This window comes from Bacillus cereus group sp. N12 (genome assembly GCF_016483575.1).
Taxonomy (GTDB): domain Bacteria; phylum Bacillota; class Bacilli; order Bacillales; family Bacillaceae_G; genus Bacillus_A; species Bacillus_A toyonensis.
Window position 1 is genome coordinate 1 of sequence record NZ_JAEHBO010000056.1, and the last position, 16,608, is coordinate 16,608.

The following is a 16,608-nucleotide window of genomic DNA, read 5'->3' on the forward strand; positions in this document are numbered from 1 at the left end:
TGAAACTTTAATCAGTGGGGGTTTTCTTCATCCCCCACTGATTATTAGCCTTCACCAATCGGGCTTTTACGGGCAGTCGATCACCCACCTAACTTCTTTGCTTTCGCCGAATTTTGAAGTGTGGGTCTTACTGCCCGGCAAATAGCGGGATAAATGGAAAAGGGGACGGGATATGAGTATACATAAGCATCACGCACGTAATGCGAAACGTATTTTTTTTGTATCTGTCATTGTATGGATTATCGTTGCAATTGGATTAGTGATGGAATATAAAAAAGGGATGCTATTCACTTCAGAGAAAGACAATCTGCAATTAATAGGTATTGTACTACCAGTATTTGGATTATTAATATATAGCTTTATAGAAAAACGAAGATCAAAAATACTTAAACAGGAAAATTATAATATAGAGACTTCTGAATTACTTGAGCAACAAAAATTTGTTGTTCGGAAAGAGGTAGGGATATTTCAAGTAATAACGTACTTTGGATTAGAAGGAAATACAGTAGGTTTTTTAAAAGAAGAGTATGATTTTGTTATTCAAAGTGTATGGCAAGCTGTACTCTCTTTTCTTTTTAAGGGACTACATAAGCAACAATTTTATTTATATAATCACTCAGGAGAAAGATTGTTGCGTGTTCAAAAGAATATGGGAGTACGCAACTTTTATATTTTTTCGAATATGGATGGAAAGAAAATTGGGGAGTTGAAACAAGTACTAAGTTTAACAAAATGGGAATGGATCTTTTTAGGGGTGGATGGTAAAGAATTTGGTAAAGTGACTGGGGACCTTTCAGCAACAATGCAGAAAATAGACTGGCGAGATGGCACGCATATTGATGTGAAAGAAGATGGTATTCCGTTAGAAGCTGTTAAGTATTTTTCGGCAAGCGGTGGTTCTCTTGTTACAGCTTCTATCAGTGAACAGGCAGAATTACCACGAGCGGTTTATTACAGTACAGCTGCCATTGTTACAATTAAAAATTAAAATACTTATAAAGATAGATGGGATACCGTCTATCTTTTTTATTTAGTTAAAAATTCTTGTTTCTTTGAAAAATGTATGTCTTACCTATCACATAAAAAGCCTGCTTTGTATACATTAAGATGTATGAATGTATTTTTTATATTTTAAAAATAAATAGGAGGAGAAGTGTATGTGTCTGTTCAGAAAATATTGGCATAAATTATCCCGACTGTTTAATAGACAATTAGGTTATTTTTTAGATGACAAGTTACTGCCTGCTGTGGAACGACTTTTATTTTCGCAAAACTTTGCGAGATTTATTCAAAGAAATTCTAAGCAAGCTACAGAAGAATTTATTAAATCAAGTCAATTTCAATCGATTATTTGTAACATTTTAAAAGAATGTAATACATCACCGTTTAAAGAAATTGCAAAGCAATATTTAGGTAAAAACGTCGAAATTACTGTGACGGTTGGGCAGTTAACAGGTGTTATTGTAGCAGTTGGCGACGATTTCTTAACACTGCAAGAAGGAATAGGAACTGAAGTTTTATTACCATTTACAAGTATTATATCAATTAAAGAAGTGTAAGAAAGGAGAGTTATATATGTTATTTACTGATGAACTGCGTAACCATGTTGGTGAGTTAGTGCAAGTTGTGACAGCTGTAGAAATTGTTGCAGGCATTCTTTTATCTGTGACAGACGGGGCAGTAAGTGTTCGTACTTCTCCTTCCTATGGACCACCGGAAGATGTAATTGTGCGTACTCCTATTATTGCCTATGTTCGCTTGGAAGGGTAAGCGTGATACAAGTATGAGAGTATCAGTTGTTATTCCGGCGCATAATGAAGCAAGTACGTTATCTCAAGTTTTAGTAGAAGTGGAGAAGCTGAAGCCGTATGAAATTATCGTAGTAGATAATGGATCGACAGATGGGACGAAAGAAATAGCAATACAACATCATTGTCATGTGATTTATTATAAACATTCTCTTGGCAATGATGTGGGACGGGCAATTGGAGCAAGAGAAGCAAAAGGTGAAATTGTCTTGTTTTTAGATGGTGACATCGTTATTGAGAGTAAAGAGTTACAAAGTTTCGTGAAAGGGATTCGGCAGGGGCACCAAATTGTTGTGAATAATTTAACATGGTCGGTTTATTTAAAGATGAGACCACATTATACGACAGTTGGAAAATTCATGTTGAATCGCTATTTGAATAAAAAGGAGCTTGTTGTTGGATCTTTAATCGCAATTCCACATGCGATGAGTAGGGAAGTTATTGAGAAACTTGGGTGGTGGAATTTAGCAGATCCAGCATTATTTCAAGCGATGGCGATGTCTAGAGGAGTAGATATTGTCGATATGGCTTCGGTCGATGTAATTCATACAAATAAGGTTCGTCCTGTGCATACGGGAACATCACCTGGTTCTCCTTATCCGAAAGCGACTAGTCGTATTATGGGTGATCATTTACGTGCTTTGCAATATGTAATTGAAATATATGGTAAACGCGGTGGTTTTTCGGAGGGAAACAGAGATAGAGAGTTTATAGGGAAATATAAACCAGCTGTATTAAAGAAGGAAAAAGCGAAATATAGTGCGATTATACCAGTGTCAGAAGAAAAGATGACTATAAAATCTGTTATACAAGAAGTGAAAAAAGCAGGAGTAGATGAAATTATTGTTGTTGCGAATGGAGCGGATATCGAGACTATTAAACAGGCACAGCTAGAGAATGTTATTGTTGTTGAATTCGGGGAGGCGCTTGGACATAATGTAGCGCGAGCGATAGGAGCCATCCATGCTACAGCTGATATTTGTTTATTTGTTGATGGTGATTTTGCTATTCCGGCAAAAAAACTAACTCCCTTTTTGCATGCTATTGAAGATGGGAGTGATATGGCATTAAATGATTTGCAATGTTTATTAGATATGTTTCATCCCGCGGATCCAATTAGTATGGGAAAATACTTTGTAAATTTAGTAGCGAAACGACCAGATTTATGGAATAACTCACTAACGGCAGTGCCACATGCTATGCATAAGAAGGTAATAGATAAAATTGGATATGACTCTCTCATTATCCCGCCATTAGCTCAAATGAAAGCTATTTTGGAGGGATTCTCTATTACAGCAGTACAATTTGTAGATGTTATAAAAACAAATCGAGTACGCCCAGAGCAACATGGATTTGTTAATGGACGTATTCCAGCATTTGACCGTATTTTCGGTGATCAACTTGAGGCGATTGCTTATCTATTACAATATACAGACGAACGCGGGAGTTTTACAGATGGAGAACGGGATAGAGATATTATTCAACAATTGAGAAAGGAAGAAAAGAATACAGATGAATGCTAGTAGTAAAGTAGCTATTATTGGATTAGGGTATGTTGGTCTTCCTTTAGCGGTCCATTTCGCAGAAAGAGGATATACAGTACTTGGACTAGATAAAGATACTAGGAAAATAGAATCGATTATAAAAGGAGAAAGTTATATTCCAGATGTTTCTTCTAAAGAGTTACAAAGTTTATTAACTAAAAAAAGCTTACTAGTAAATACACCAGATAAAGGTGTTACTGAGTTCCAAAAGAGTGATTATGTTATTGTTACTGTCCCGACTCCAATTAATGAGCAAAGAGAACCGGATTTAAGTGCTCTCATTTCAGCTTCGCATTATATACAACAAAACCTTCAAAAAGGACAAACCTTCATTTTTGAAAGCTCCACATATCCAGGTACACTTGAGGAAGTTATCATTCCTATTATTTCTCGAACTGGTAAAAAGGTAGGAGTGGATTATTATATTGGTTATTCACCGGAGAGAATTGATCCGGCAAATAGTCACTATTCAGTTCAATCGATTCCAAAGGTTATTAGTGGACAAACAGAACAATGTAAACAAAAGGTACAGGATTTGTATAGCACTATCTTCGATGTAGTTGTTCCTGTTAGTTCTCCAAAAGTAGCGGAGATGTGTAAGCTATTTGAAAATATTCAGCGCTTAGTTAACATTTCGTTAGTAAATGAGTTAAATATGCTATGTGAAAGTTTGAATATTAATTTTTATGAGGCGCTTGAAGCTGCATCTACAAAACCGTTTGGATTTACTCCGTATTGGCCAGGACCAGGAATAGGAGGACATTGTATTCCTGTAGATCCTTTATATTTTCAATGGAGAATAAAGAAAAATGGGGCTATTAGTCAATTAATTGAGGCGGCACATGTAATTAATGAAGAAATGCCAGAGAAAATAGTCGGAAAGGTAAAAGGCATGGTGCAATCACCCGCAACGGTTTTAATTGTAGGGATTGCGTATAAGAAAGATGTAAATGATTTGAGAGAATCACCAGCATTGCCAATTATTCAATTACTAATAAAAGAAGGATACGAGATAGAATACCATGATCCATATATTTCTTCTGCGGAAATTGGAGATAGGGTGTATCAATCTGTTTCCTTGGATGAACAAAAGGTTAAACAAGCAGATTGTATATTAATTTTAACTGATCACTCTAATATCGATTGGGAGCTTTTTAAAAGAATAAAGCGAGTAATCGATACACGTGGAATTATAAAGAAGGTGAGTGCATGAGTAAGAAATGTTTAATTACAGGTGGAGCAGGATTTATTGGATCACATCTAGCTGAAGAATTGGTGAAAAGAGGTTATGGAGTCACAATTGTGGATAACTTCTATAAAGGGAAAAATAAATATCATAATGAGTTAATGAAAGAGATTCCAGTTATTCCAATCAGTGTTTTAGACAAAAAGGCAATCGATGAATTAGTAAATCAACACGATGTAGTATTCCATTTGGCAGCAATATTAGGTGTTAAAACGACAATGGAAAAAAGTATAGAACTCATTGAAACAAATTTTGATGGAACGAGAAACATTTTACAAGCAGCATTAAAAGGCAAGAAAAAAGTAGTCTTTGCGTCTACTTCAGAAGTATATGGTAAGGGCAAGCCACCTTTCTCTGAAGAAGGAGATCGATTATACGGGGCAACTTCTAAAATACGCTGGAGTTATGCAGTTTGTAAAACGTTAGAAGAGACATTATGTTTAGGATACGCATTAGAAGGTTTACCGGTAACGATTGTTCGTTATTTTAATATTTATGGTCCAAGAGCGAAAGATGGTCCGTATGCAGGGGTAATCCCACGATTTATCCGTGCGGCTTTGCAAGGTGAAGACATTCTCGTATATGGCGATGGAAAGCAGACACGTTGCTTTACGTACGTAAGTGATGCAGTAGAGGCAACGATTCGAGCAATGGATGAGAATGTAAATGGTGAGATTATTAATATAGGTTCTGAGAATGAAAAAAATATTAAAGAAGTAGCAGAAGTAATCAAAAAACTAACAAATTCTTCTTCAAAAATTGTACAAGTTCCTTTTGAAAAAGTATATCCACATGGTTTTGAGGAAATTCCAAATAGAAGACCAGACGTAACAAAATTAAGAGAACTTGTTCAATTTCAAGCGACAATAACGTGGGAACAAGGATTGAAAGAAACTATTAAATGGTTTCGTGAAGAAAACAATGGCTAAGTCATTATCGGTTATTATTCCCGTATGTAATGAAGTGGATACGATTTCAGACGTGATTCAATCGGTAAAGCCATTCAATCCAGTAGAGATTATTGTAGTAGCTAATGGTTGTAATGATGGTACAGAAGGGGTTGCTGAGAGTTTAGGATGTAGAGTAATTCAGAATAAAGAGTCACTTGGTAACGACGTTGGCCGCGCAGTTGGTGCAAAACATGCGATAGGTGATGTATTACTGTTTATAGATGGAGATTTCGCTATTCAAACTTCAAAATTGCAATTATTTCTTAATCCGATTTTACATGATCAGGCTGACATCGTTTTAAATAATTTGGATGCATTATTTTTAAAAAAACAAAAACCACATTCCGTTACAGTATGGCGCCAAATATTAAATGCAATGTTAGAGCGCGAAGAATTAAAAATTGATTCTTTATTATCTGTACCTCATGCGTTGACGAAAGAAGTCGTTCAAAGTATTGGATATGAATGTTTTGTTAATCCTATTGTAGCTCATTTACGCTTAGCACAAAGTAAATGGAAAATTAGTCGTCATTGTGCAATTGACGTTATTACGCCGAATAAATTTCGGCCACTCGAGCATGCAGCATATGGCACGGATCTTGCACAAGCTGAAAAACGAATGATAGGTGACCATATAGAAGCTGTAGCGGAGCGGATAATAGGCAGCGATGAGCGTGGAGGATATTATGATGGAAATCGGAAAAGAGAGAGTGTCTATCATACTTTAAATTTTGAAGATTTTTATCAAGGATGGGGCGTTACATCTAATTTGTATAAAGGAAAGCAATTATCGGTAATTATTCCTGTACAAGATGAAGAGAAAACAATTGGAAACGTTATAGAGGAGCTTCGTAAAATTGAACCTTTTGAAATCATCGTTGTTGTAAATGGTTCGTCAGATAAAACGGCAACAATTGCAAAAGAAAAAGGAGCAACAACAATTATATATAAAGAAGCACTCGGAAACGATGTGGGGCGTTCGCTTGGAACTTATTTTGCAAAAGGAGAGATTGTGTTATTTATAGACGGTGATTTTGTTATTCCAGCTAGTGAGCTATATCCTTTTGCAAAAGCTATTGCAGATGGGCAAGATGTCGCATTAAATGATCTAAATCATTATTTAGATTTAAGAGTACCACTTCATCTCGTAACTGCATTTAAATATGCGTTAAATTTAGCTTGTGATAGAAAAGATTTAGGAGTAGGCTCTCTTATTGCCGTACCTAATGCATTTAGTAAGACGTGTTTGAAAGCAATAGGATATGGATCTTTACTGTCACCTTGTGTAGCGCAAGTGAAAGCTGTTCTTTCAGGATTCGAAATTGCATGTGTCAGTCGTGTTGAGGTCGATAAAATGAACCGTATTCGTCCCAGTGAACATTTTGCAAAAATAGGACATCCTCCAGCTGTACTTCGAATTATTGGTGATCATATCGAAGGATTAGAGCAATTAATTGCATTAAAGGGCAGTCGGGGTGGATTCTATGATGGAAATAGAAAAAGAGATGTTTTATAGGTAACAAAAAAAGTGTACAACATATGTACACTTTTTTGTTCCGTTATAAAAACTATAACAGATTAGGAGATAAGAGTATTACAGCTCTACAATGGGTATTGTTCTTATATTACAAAATAGGACTCGTATATAAGGATACCAAAAAAATACAATTAAAGAAAGGGTTAATTATAAAGACTTTTGAGTGAAGTTAACACTATGCATACAGTAGTTTGCTCAATATTTCACAAACATGTCACAACTATTTCGTTCACTTTCGCAAAAAAGTAGTATTCTAAGTGTGTAAGCTGTTATATAAAAAATCTTATTCCTGTACTAATCAAAAATGGAGGAGATTAGGATGACTCAAATATTAGAAAATGTAAAAAACGCATGGGAAAACTTTAAAGGTGAAAAATGGAAAGCAGAGATTGATGTTCGCGATTTCATTTTAAATAATGTAAACGTTTTCGAAGGGGACGAATCTTTCTTAGCGGGAGCAACTGAAGCAACGAAAACACTTTGGGATCAAGTAATGGATTTAACAACAAAAGAACGTGAAAACGGTGGCGTTCTTGATATGGATACAAAAATTGTTTCTTCTATTACATCACATGAACCAGGATATTTAAATAAAGATATTGAAAAAGTAGTCGGTTTCCAAACTGATAAGCCATTTAAACGTTCATTACAACCATATGGTGGTATTCGTATGGCGGAACAAGCTTGTGAATCTTATGGATACGAAATGGATAAAGAACTTAGTAAGATTTTCAGAGACTGGCGTAAAACTCATAATCAAGGTGTATTTGATGCATATACACCAGAAATGAAAGCGGCTCGTAAATCAGGTGTTATTACTGGTCTTCCAGATGCATATGGACGTGGACGTATTATCGGTGATTACCGCCGAGTAGCGCTATATGGTATAGATCATTTAATTGAAGCGAAAAAAGCTGATTTTAATTTAACTGGTGGTGTAATGAGCGAAGAGACAATGCGTTTACGCGAAGAGTTATCTGAGCAAATGCGTGCACTTCAAGAATTAAAACAAATGGCTTCTTCTCATGGTTTTGATATTTCTAAACCAGCAACAAATACACAAGAAGCTTTCCAATGGTTATACTTCGCATATCTTGCAGCGATTAAAGAGCAAAACGGAGCTGCAATGAGTCTTGGACGTACTTCTACATTCTTAGATATTTACATTGAAAGAGATTTAGAAAATGGTACTTTAACAGAAGAAGAAGTACAAGAAATCGTGGATCACTTCATTATGAAATTACGTCTTGTGAAATTCGCAAGAACACCTGATTATAATGAATTATTCTCTGGTGACCCAACTTGGGTAACTGAATCTATCGGTGGTATGGCTTTAGATGGTCGTCCATTAGTAACAAAGAACTCATTCCGTTTCTTGCATACATTAGATAATTTAGGACCAGCTCCAGAACCAAACTTAACAGTTCTTTGGTCTAAACAATTACCAGAGAACTTTAAAAACTACTGTGCAAAAATGTCTATTAAAACATCAGCAATTCAATATGAAAATGATGACATTATGCGTGCTGACTACGGTGATGACTACGGTATTGCTTGTTGTGTATCTGCAATGAGAATCGGTAAACAAATGCAGTTCTTCGGCGCACGTGCAAACTTGGCGAAAGCATTACTATATGCGATTAACGGCGGTAAAGATGAAAAATCTAAAGCTCAAGTTGGTCCTGAGTACGCACCAATTACTTCTGAAGTATTAGATTATGAAGAAGTTATGCATAAGTTTGATATGACAATGGAATGGTTAGCAGGTCTATATTTAAATACATTAAACGTTATCCACTATATGCACGATAAATATAGCTACGAGCGTATTGAAATGGCGCTTCATGATACAAATGTTCTTCGTACAATGGCGACAGGTATCGCAGGATTATCTGTAGTAGCAGACTCATTAAGTGCAATTAAATACGGAAAAGTAAAACCAATTCGTGATGAAAATGGTATTGCAGTTGACTTTGAAATTGAAGGTGATTTCCCCAAATACGGTAACAACGATGATCGTGTAGATGAAATCGCAGTAAATCTTGTGAAAACATTTATGAATAAACTTCGTAAGCATAAAACATACAGAAATTCTGTTCATACAATGTCAATCTTAACAATTACATCTAACGTCGTATACGGTAAGAAAACTGGTAATACTCCAGATGGCCGTCGTACTGGAGAACCATTTGCACCGGGCGCAAACCCAATGCATGGTCGTGATACAAAAGGTGCATTAGCATCACTATTATCTGTAGCTAAATTACCATATGAAGATGCACAAGATGGTATTTCCAATACATTCTCTATTATTCCAAAAGCACTTGGTAAAGAAGATGATGTACAAGTGCGCAACTTAGTATCTATGCTTGATGGTTATGCAATAAAAGAAGGACATCACTTAAATATTAACGTATTTAATCGTGAAACATTAATGGATGCAATGGAGCACCCTGAAAAATATCCACAATTAACAATTCGTGTATCTGGTTACGCTGTTAACTTTATTAAATTAACTCGTGAACAACAAATTGATGTAATTAACCGTACAATGCATGAAAGCATGTAAGTGAAAAAAGTGTCCCTCCGCTTTTAATATGTAGTGGAGGGAGGCTGTTTCAATAAAGGAGGAAGTAACATGGTAAAAGGAAGAATACATTCTGTAGAGTCTTGTGGTACTGTTGATGGCCCAGGGATTCGTTATGTCATATTTACACAAGGGTGTTTATTACGTTGTCAATATTGCCATAATGCTGATACGTGGGAGATCGGTAAAGGAAAAGAAATAACAGTTGAAGAAGTAATGCAGGATGTGACATGTTACCTTCCATTTATTGAAGCTTCTGGAGGCGGTATAACAGTTAGTGGTGGAGAACCATTATTACAGTTAGATTTCTTAATTGAATTATTTAAGAAATGTAAGGAAGTTGGAATTCATACAACAATTGATTCTTCTGGAGGTTGTTATTCTGAAGGGCCAGAATTCCAGCAAAAGTTGGATAAATTAATGGATTATACAGATTTAGTTTTATTGGATTTGAAACATATTGATTCAAAGAAACATCGTAAATTAACAGGGAAATCAAATGAACATATTTTACAATTTGCTCGTTATTTATCGGATAAGAATAAACCGATTTGGGTACGACATGTATTAGTTCCAGGTGTTACTGATAATGAAGAGGATCTGCAAAAATTATCTAGCTTTATTCAAAGTCTGTCTAATGTTCAGAAAGTTGAAGTGCTACCATATCATAAGCTTGGTGTATATAAATGGGAGGCGCTTGGGCATAAATATCCACTCGCAAATGTAGAACCACCTACGGAAAAAAATGTAGAACAAGCGAGACATATTTTAAAAGCAGTCTAATCCAAATATTGGATTAGACTTTTTGCTTTCTTTACAATAAAACCTAGAGTATATATATAGAAAAGAGTATACTGAAAAAAGAATATCCATATTTTTGTAAGGAATAAGTGGAGAAATTTACATAATTGTAAAGGGAAATCAAAATAGTAAAAAGAATTAAGAAGTAAAAGAGTGAGTATCATGGAATAGAGAACATTTGTAAGTTATTGCGAAAGCTCTTATAGGAAAGTATAATGTAAAGATATGAGCACGGATAGGATTAAGGGGTCAATCTTATATGCTTTGCATATCCACGACAGGTACATAGCTAACAGGGGAATATTGGAATCCAAGTATGTAATGTTTAAGGAAAATGTTTTTCCTATTGTCGTATATGCAATATGGAGAAACAAAAAGCTAGGAGTGGATTTGTTTGATAAAAAACCCCAAGGTTTTAATTTTAACTGCACATTACGGTAATGGTCATGTGCAAGTAGCGAAAACATTAGAACAAACATTTCGCCAAAAAGGAATTGAAAATGTAATTGTATGCGACTTGTTTGGAGAATCACATCCATTTATAACTGACATTACAAAATATTTATATTTAAAAAGTTATACAATAGGAAAAGAATTATATCGTTTGTTTTATTACGGGGTAGAAAAAATTTATGATAAAAAAATAGCATCTTGGTACGCAAATTTTGGAAGGAAACGTTTGAAATCACTTTTACAAGTGGAGAAACCGGATATCGTTATTAATACCTTTCCAATCATAGCTGTACCTGAGTTGAAAAAGCAAACAGGTATTTCAATCCCTGTTTATAATGTGTTGACGGATTTTTGTGTGCATAAAATATGGATTCATCGTGAAGTAGATCGTTATTTTGTAGCAACTGATCACGTGAAAAAGGTGATGGTTGATATTGGTGTACCTGCGGAACAAATTGTTGAAACTGGAATTCCAATTCGCAATAGTTTTGAGCTAAAGATAAATCAAGACATTATATATAATAAGTATCAGTTATGTAAGAATAAAAAGATTTTACTAATTGTAGCAGGTGCTCATGGGGTACTAGGAAGTGTAAAAGAACTATGCCAGTCATTTATGGCCGTACCTAATTTACAAGTAGTTGTCGTTTGCGGAAAAAATGAAGCTTTAAAACAGGATTTATTAGGATTACAGGAACAAAATTCGGATGCTTTAAAAGTATTTGGTTATGTTGAAAACATTGATGAGTTATTCCGTGTTACTTCTTGTATGATTACGAAGCCAGGTGGTATTACATTAAGCGAAGCAGCAGCATTACAAGTACCTGTCATTTTATATAAGCCTGTCCCAGGACAAGAAAATGAAAATGCGTTGTATTTTGAAAAAAAAGGAGCTGCAGTTGTAATCCGTGATGACAGTGAGGTTTTTGCAAAAACAGAGGCGTTATTACAAGATGATATGAAGCTTCTCCAAATGAAAGAAGCAATGAAAAATATTTATCGTCCTGAACCGGCATGTCATATCGTGGATACAATTTTGGAAGAAAATCATGCAGAGCCGAATCATATACCTATGAAATCACCTGCTCTTGCAGAATCATTTACTTAATATGTAACCCTCTTTTATATGTTTAAAGAGGGTTCCTTTTATTGTAAAGATTCCTTTATCCGGCTATTTGAGGGAAGTAAGACTCCCATCTTGAAATTGGGCGAATGCGAGGACGTTAGGTGGGAGATAGCTTCCCGTAAAAGCCTTCACTTTATCCACAAAGGGATGCGCTTTCATTAGACGGTAAAGTCGGAATATTAACAACTATATCCACATTGTCCACAATTTTTAGAAAAATATCCACAATTCCAGTAGTTGATATGTGCGAAAATATATAAAAATATCAAAGTTTTTAGAAAAATATTCACAATCATATCGATGTTGTGGATAAAGTTGTCCACAACAAAAGAGTTCCCTTATGTATAAGGGAACTCTTTTAGGTTATTTCTGTCAGTCGGGAAAATTATGTAATGAAAATGAATAATTAGGGGGGAAAACTTCTAATTATTCATTTTCACTTTAAATACTTTTTGAGCGATATCCCGCTGCACGATCTGCTTTTCGAAATTCTCGTTGGTATAGAACTTCTTGTGTACTAGATAATGTATTTTTCGCTTTGTCACGTTTCTTTTTATCCATTACAAATCACCTCGTGTCCTAAAGTCACTATCTATCGTTTCCAAAGACATGGGGTGATATACATATATGCCAAACGGTTAATGATTAATTATTATTTCTAAAAATTTAGATTACGCTTCTTTTAAGTGGTGGGCGTCTTGGAATGTTGTATCACGCATTGTTGCAAGTGTATATTGATCTTTTGGAATTTCATATAGATTATATACTTCTTCATTTACGTTAATTTCATCATAAACGGCTTTTCTCGTTTCATTTGCTAGATTCACATATTGTAGTTTTTCGGCAGCTTTAATAGAACGAATATTTATTTTGCGAATACGCATAAAGATGGTTTCAATATCTAACTCATAGAAAAGTTCGCTAAAAAATGAATCTTTCGCCAATTTATTATAGCCTTTGCCATGGTATGGTTTTCCAAGCCATGTTCCAAGGAATCCAGCTTTTTCTTGCACATCAAATAAAGTAATTGTTCCGATAGGGTTACCCCATTCATCTAAAATTGTGCGTGAAATTAACTCTCCACGCTCTTCGGCTTCAATGGTTTGTTTCGTTAAAAATAAATATTCCTCATAAGAATAAGCCTTTTGACGCACAAAAGGGAAGACAGCTGGATCCACCATTAACTCGTATAGAACGTGGCTGTCGTGTAAGTCGCGTTTTTTCAACACACTAACTCCTCCTCACACGAGGGTAGCATGACGAAAAAGCACCCCACCCTCGAAATTTTTATATCAATCTTTAAAAAATTTCGGGGTGGGAATCGAACCCACTAGAACCAGTTTATAACGCTGGTGGCGCACCATTTGCCTTCCCCATTCATCAATTTGAAAATGATAATCACGACACAAATTGATTATGGTTTCATTCAGTTTATAATCGTATAATACTTTATCTAGTCAAAAAAATAAACTAGTTTTTTTTATTTTTTTTGTAAATTATTTTTCCGTCAATCATAGTTAGTACAGGCTTGGCTAAATAATGGAAAGGATGATGTGTCCATAACACGAGATCAGCGTCTTTTCCAACCTCAATGCTTCCAATTCTATCCTCTAAACGCAAATTTCTCGCTGGAAATATAGTGATTCCTTCCAATGCAGTTTTCTCGTCTAATCCTTCCCTTACTGCGACAGCAGCACAAACATTTAAATATTGAATTGGTGTATAAGGGTGATCAGTTGTTATAGAAACTTCTACTCCATTTTTAGATAATATATGGTAAGTATCCCATGTTTTGTTTTTTAGTTCGATTTTAGACCGGCGTGTAAGAGTGGGACCAACTGAAACTTTTAAATTGTGTTTTGAAAGCTCTTCAACAATAAAGTGTCCTTCTGTACAATGCTCAATACGTAAATCAAGATTGAATTCTGTTGCAAAGCGTAAAGCAGAACTAATATCGTCAGCACGGTGAGCGTGGATACGTACCGGTATTTCGCGGCGTAATGCTTTTAAAATAGGGAGCATTCGAAAATCAGCTTCATGCCCGTAGTGCTGTGCTTCATAGAATGATTCCCGAAGTAATCCCATAATCCCCATACGTGTTATGGACTCTTTCGTTCCATTACTATGGACCTTTTTAGGATTTTCCCCAAAGGCAATCTTTAAGCCGGCAGGTTCTTGAATAATCATATGATCAATACAAGTTCCAGCTGTTTTTATTACACAAGTAGTACCGCCGATAATATTTTGGCTCCCAGGCATAACGTGAACAGTTGTGATCCCGTTTTGTACAGCGTCTTGAAATGCGATATCAAAAGGATGGATTCCGTCTAAAGAACGGATATGTGGTGTTGAAACTTCAGAGGTTTCATTAGCGTCATTTCCAGCCCAACCAGTGCCTTCATCATAGAGACCAAGGTGAGTATGGACATCAATAAATCCAGGTAAGAGATGAAGAGCTCGCGCATCTATAACGGTCATATCTTGAGTAGGCTGAATAGAAGGTTTGACCTCAGCAATTCGTTCTCCTATAACGAGTACATCACCTTGAAACTTGGGAGATGTAATAGGATACACAATGGCTTGTTTGAGCAATATTTTCATAGGTACCTCATTTCTGTTACTTTACAATATTAATGTGATTGAAGAAAAAGTAACTGAAAGGTTATTTGTGTAGTAATGCTCTGAATCCTAGAAAATGAAAGTTTTGAAAGGGAACCCCTTGTAAAACTGTGTTTTAGAAGTACTACATTGTATGCGAAAGTATATTTTGTAATGCATGGTCTATTGTCGGAAATGTGTATTGGTACCCATGTTCAATTGCTTTACTAGGTAATACATGTTGCCCTTCTAGTACAAGTATACTCATCTCACCCAATAAAGCGTGAAGCATAAATGAAGGGACAGGTAACCAATGAGGTTTTCTCATTATAGTTGCCATGGTTTCTCCAAATTCCTTCATTCTTATAGGTAACGGGGCTGTAATATTAAGAGGACCATTAATTTCTTCTTTGTGTATGATGAAATCAATCATGCGAACGACATCATCTATATGAATCCATGATAACCATTGGTTTCCAGATCCAATTGTGCCTCCGATATAAAATTGATAGGGAAGTAGCATCTTTGGAAGAGCACCTCCGTCTGCACCTAATATGACTCCGAATCTTGCGTATATTGTTCTGATTTCAAGAGAACGTGCTTTACATGCTTCTTGCTCCCATAAAAATACTGTTTCTGCTAAAAAGTCATTTCCGGGAGTTTCTTGCTGCTCGGTAAAAGACTCTGTTTCAGAAGTTCCGTAGTATCCAATAGCACTTGCGTTAATAAATGTATGTGGTTTTGTGCTGAGTGTTTGTAGTTGTTTAATAAGTCCTCTTGTTGCTTGAATTCTACTGTTTAAAATTGCTTCTTTTTGTTTTTTTGTCCATCTACTATTGATTGACTCTCCAGCTAGATTAATAACTATATCAATAGAAGAGAGGGGGAAAGTAGGTAAATCTGGTGTCCATTGTACGTATTGAAGGTTAGGGTTTGAAGTTTCAATTTTATTTTTTCGGGTAAGGATATAGACTGTGTATCCCTTTTGAATGAAAAAAGTAGATAGATATTTGCCGATAAAGCCAGTACCACCAGAAATTGCAATTTTCATAATTATTTCCTCCTCATTATATATATTCTTGAAAAGCAAAAATGTTCCTTGACTATGTTAAAATAATAGAGAGGTGAGAGTATGGCTGTCATTACAAAAATAGAAGTGCAAAAACGATCGAAAGAGCGATTTAATATTTATATTGATAAAGGTCAAGGTGAAGAGTACGGATTTAGTGTGGATCAAGTAATCTTAATGAAACATGGATTACAAAAAGGTTTAGAAATTGATGAAATAGAGTTAGGCAATATTTTGTTCAATGAAGAGGTACAAAAAGCATATTTACAAGCAATCTCCTATTTATCCTATCAAATGAGAACGAAACAAGAAATAGAAGATTTTTTACGAAAAAAAGAAGTGGGACAGGCCATCATCTCTGAAGTCGTTTCGAAATTATTACATGACCGATATATTAATGATAAAGAGTATGCCATTTTATATACGCGAACGCAAAGTAATGTGAATCGAAAAGGTCCAACTGTTATAAAAAGAGAGCTGTTAAATAAAGGCGTTCAGGATCTAATCATTACACATAGTTTACAAGAGTATCCAAAGGAGAAGCAAATTGAAAATGCTTTGATTCTTGTAGAAAAAAAGAAAAAATCTTATCAAAAGCATTCATTTTTACAAATGAAGCTAAAGTTAGATGAAATGCTTGTTCGTAAAGGATATTCTAGAGATGTGATTCAAATTTGTTTGGAAGAATTGAAAGACGAAAAAGATGACGAAAAGCAACAAGAAGCTTTACACTATCATGGGAATAAATATTATGAGAAATATAGGAAGTATGATGGATGGACATTCGAAAATAAGATGAAACAAGCGTTATATCGAAAAGGATTTTCTATTGATGAAATAGAGATATTTTTACAAATGAAACGTGAAGAGGGATGAGGGGAATAATAAG

The 16,608-nt window shown here is 35.2% G+C and carries 15 protein-coding genes and 1 pseudogene; 12 read left to right on the forward strand and 4 right to left on the reverse strand.

Features of this window, described 5'->3' with window-relative positions:
- Nucleotides 1-172 precede the first annotated feature (172 nt).
- The 11 genes and pseudogenes from JDS92_RS21180 (at nucleotide 173) to JDS92_RS21225 (ending at nucleotide 12,034) form a co-directional block, all read left to right on the forward strand.
- Nucleotides 173-988, forward strand: a complete 816-nt coding sequence (locus tag JDS92_RS21180) for a sugar ABC transporter ATP-binding protein (RefSeq protein ID WP_097957049.1) — start codon at nucleotides 173-175, stop codon at nucleotides 986-988.
- Between the two features lie 169 nt (nucleotides 989-1,157).
- Entirely contained in the window at nucleotides 1,158-1,559 is a 402-nt protein-coding gene (locus JDS92_RS21185) for an LSm family protein (protein WP_000335538.1), read from the forward strand.
- A 16-nt stretch (nucleotides 1,560-1,575) separates the two neighbouring features.
- A complete protein-coding gene (locus tag JDS92_RS21190; protein WP_000899471.1) occupies nucleotides 1,576-1,770 on the forward strand; it encodes a hypothetical protein in 195 nt (64 codons plus the stop codon).
- Between the two features lie 13 nt (nucleotides 1,771-1,783).
- A complete protein-coding gene (locus tag JDS92_RS21195; RefSeq protein ID WP_098711284.1) occupies nucleotides 1,784-3,331 on the forward strand; it encodes a glycosyltransferase family 2 protein in 1,548 nt (515 codons plus the stop codon).
- Complete coding sequence (locus JDS92_RS21200; protein ID WP_097957047.1) at nucleotides 3,321-4,565, forward strand: nucleotide sugar dehydrogenase; 1,245 nt, start codon at nucleotides 3,321-3,323, stop codon at nucleotides 4,563-4,565. Before JDS92_RS21195 ends, JDS92_RS21200 begins: the two co-directional genes overlap by 11 nt.
- On the forward strand, nucleotides 4,562-5,527 hold the full coding sequence (locus JDS92_RS21205; RefSeq protein ID WP_000037046.1) for an NAD-dependent epimerase/dehydratase family protein: 966 nt from the start codon (nucleotides 4,562-4,564) through the stop codon (nucleotides 5,525-5,527). The genes JDS92_RS21200 and JDS92_RS21205 overlap by 4 nt, the downstream gene beginning before the upstream one ends.
- Nucleotides 5,520-7,064: a glycosyltransferase family 2 protein gene (locus JDS92_RS21210; protein ID WP_106081026.1), complete on the forward strand. Its 1,545-nt coding sequence runs from the start codon at nucleotides 5,520-5,522 to the stop codon at nucleotides 7,062-7,064. Before JDS92_RS21205 ends, JDS92_RS21210 begins: the two co-directional genes overlap by 8 nt.
- Nucleotides 7,033-7,252, forward strand: a pseudogene (locus JDS92_RS31000) (hypothetical protein). The gene JDS92_RS21210 and the pseudogene JDS92_RS31000 overlap by 32 nt, the downstream one beginning before the upstream one ends.
- A gap of 152 nt (nucleotides 7,253-7,404) precedes the next feature.
- Nucleotides 7,405-9,654, forward strand: coding sequence for a formate C-acetyltransferase (pflB, locus tag JDS92_RS21215; RefSeq protein WP_000192129.1), 2,250 nt, complete (start codon nucleotides 7,405-7,407; stop codon nucleotides 9,652-9,654).
- Nucleotides 9,655-9,723: 69 nt separating this feature from the next.
- Complete coding sequence (pflA, locus tag JDS92_RS21220; RefSeq protein ID WP_098711278.1) at nucleotides 9,724-10,455, forward strand: pyruvate formate-lyase-activating protein; 732 nt, start codon at nucleotides 9,724-9,726, stop codon at nucleotides 10,453-10,455.
- Nucleotides 10,456-10,867: 412 nt separating this feature from the next.
- A complete protein-coding gene (locus JDS92_RS21225) occupies nucleotides 10,868-12,034 on the forward strand; it encodes a diglucosyl diacylglycerol synthase (RefSeq protein ID WP_000594698.1) in 1,167 nt (388 codons plus the stop codon).
- 459 nt (nucleotides 12,035-12,493) lie between these two features.
- Here the strand turns inward: JDS92_RS21225 and JDS92_RS21230 are convergent, their stop codons facing one another.
- From JDS92_RS21230 to JDS92_RS21245, 4 genes are all read right to left on the reverse strand, one after another.
- Nucleotides 12,494-12,613: a YfhE family protein gene (locus JDS92_RS21230; protein WP_000358484.1), complete on the reverse strand. Its 120-nt coding sequence runs from the start codon at nucleotides 12,611-12,613 to the stop codon at nucleotides 12,494-12,496.
- A 110-nt stretch (nucleotides 12,614-12,723) separates the two neighbouring features.
- Nucleotides 12,724-13,281, reverse strand: a complete 558-nt coding sequence (locus JDS92_RS21235; protein ID WP_000914740.1) for a GNAT family N-acetyltransferase — start codon at nucleotides 13,279-13,281, stop codon at nucleotides 12,724-12,726.
- A 241-nt stretch (nucleotides 13,282-13,522) separates the two neighbouring features.
- Nucleotides 13,523-14,653, reverse strand: coding sequence for an amidohydrolase (locus JDS92_RS21240; RefSeq protein WP_000698290.1), 1,131 nt, complete (start codon nucleotides 14,651-14,653; stop codon nucleotides 13,523-13,525).
- A gap of 142 nt (nucleotides 14,654-14,795) precedes the next feature.
- On the reverse strand, nucleotides 14,796-15,701 hold the full coding sequence (locus tag JDS92_RS21245) for a TIGR01777 family oxidoreductase (protein WP_000684404.1): 906 nt from the start codon (nucleotides 15,699-15,701) through the stop codon (nucleotides 14,796-14,798).
- Nucleotides 15,702-15,782: 81 nt separating this feature from the next.
- Here JDS92_RS21245 and recX point away from each other — a divergent pair, with 81 nt between their 5' ends.
- On the forward strand, nucleotides 15,783-16,595 hold the full coding sequence (gene recX, locus JDS92_RS21250; RefSeq protein WP_000268510.1) for a recombination regulator RecX: 813 nt from the start codon (nucleotides 15,783-15,785) through the stop codon (nucleotides 16,593-16,595).
- The last annotated feature ends 13 nt before the right edge of the window (nucleotides 16,596-16,608 follow it).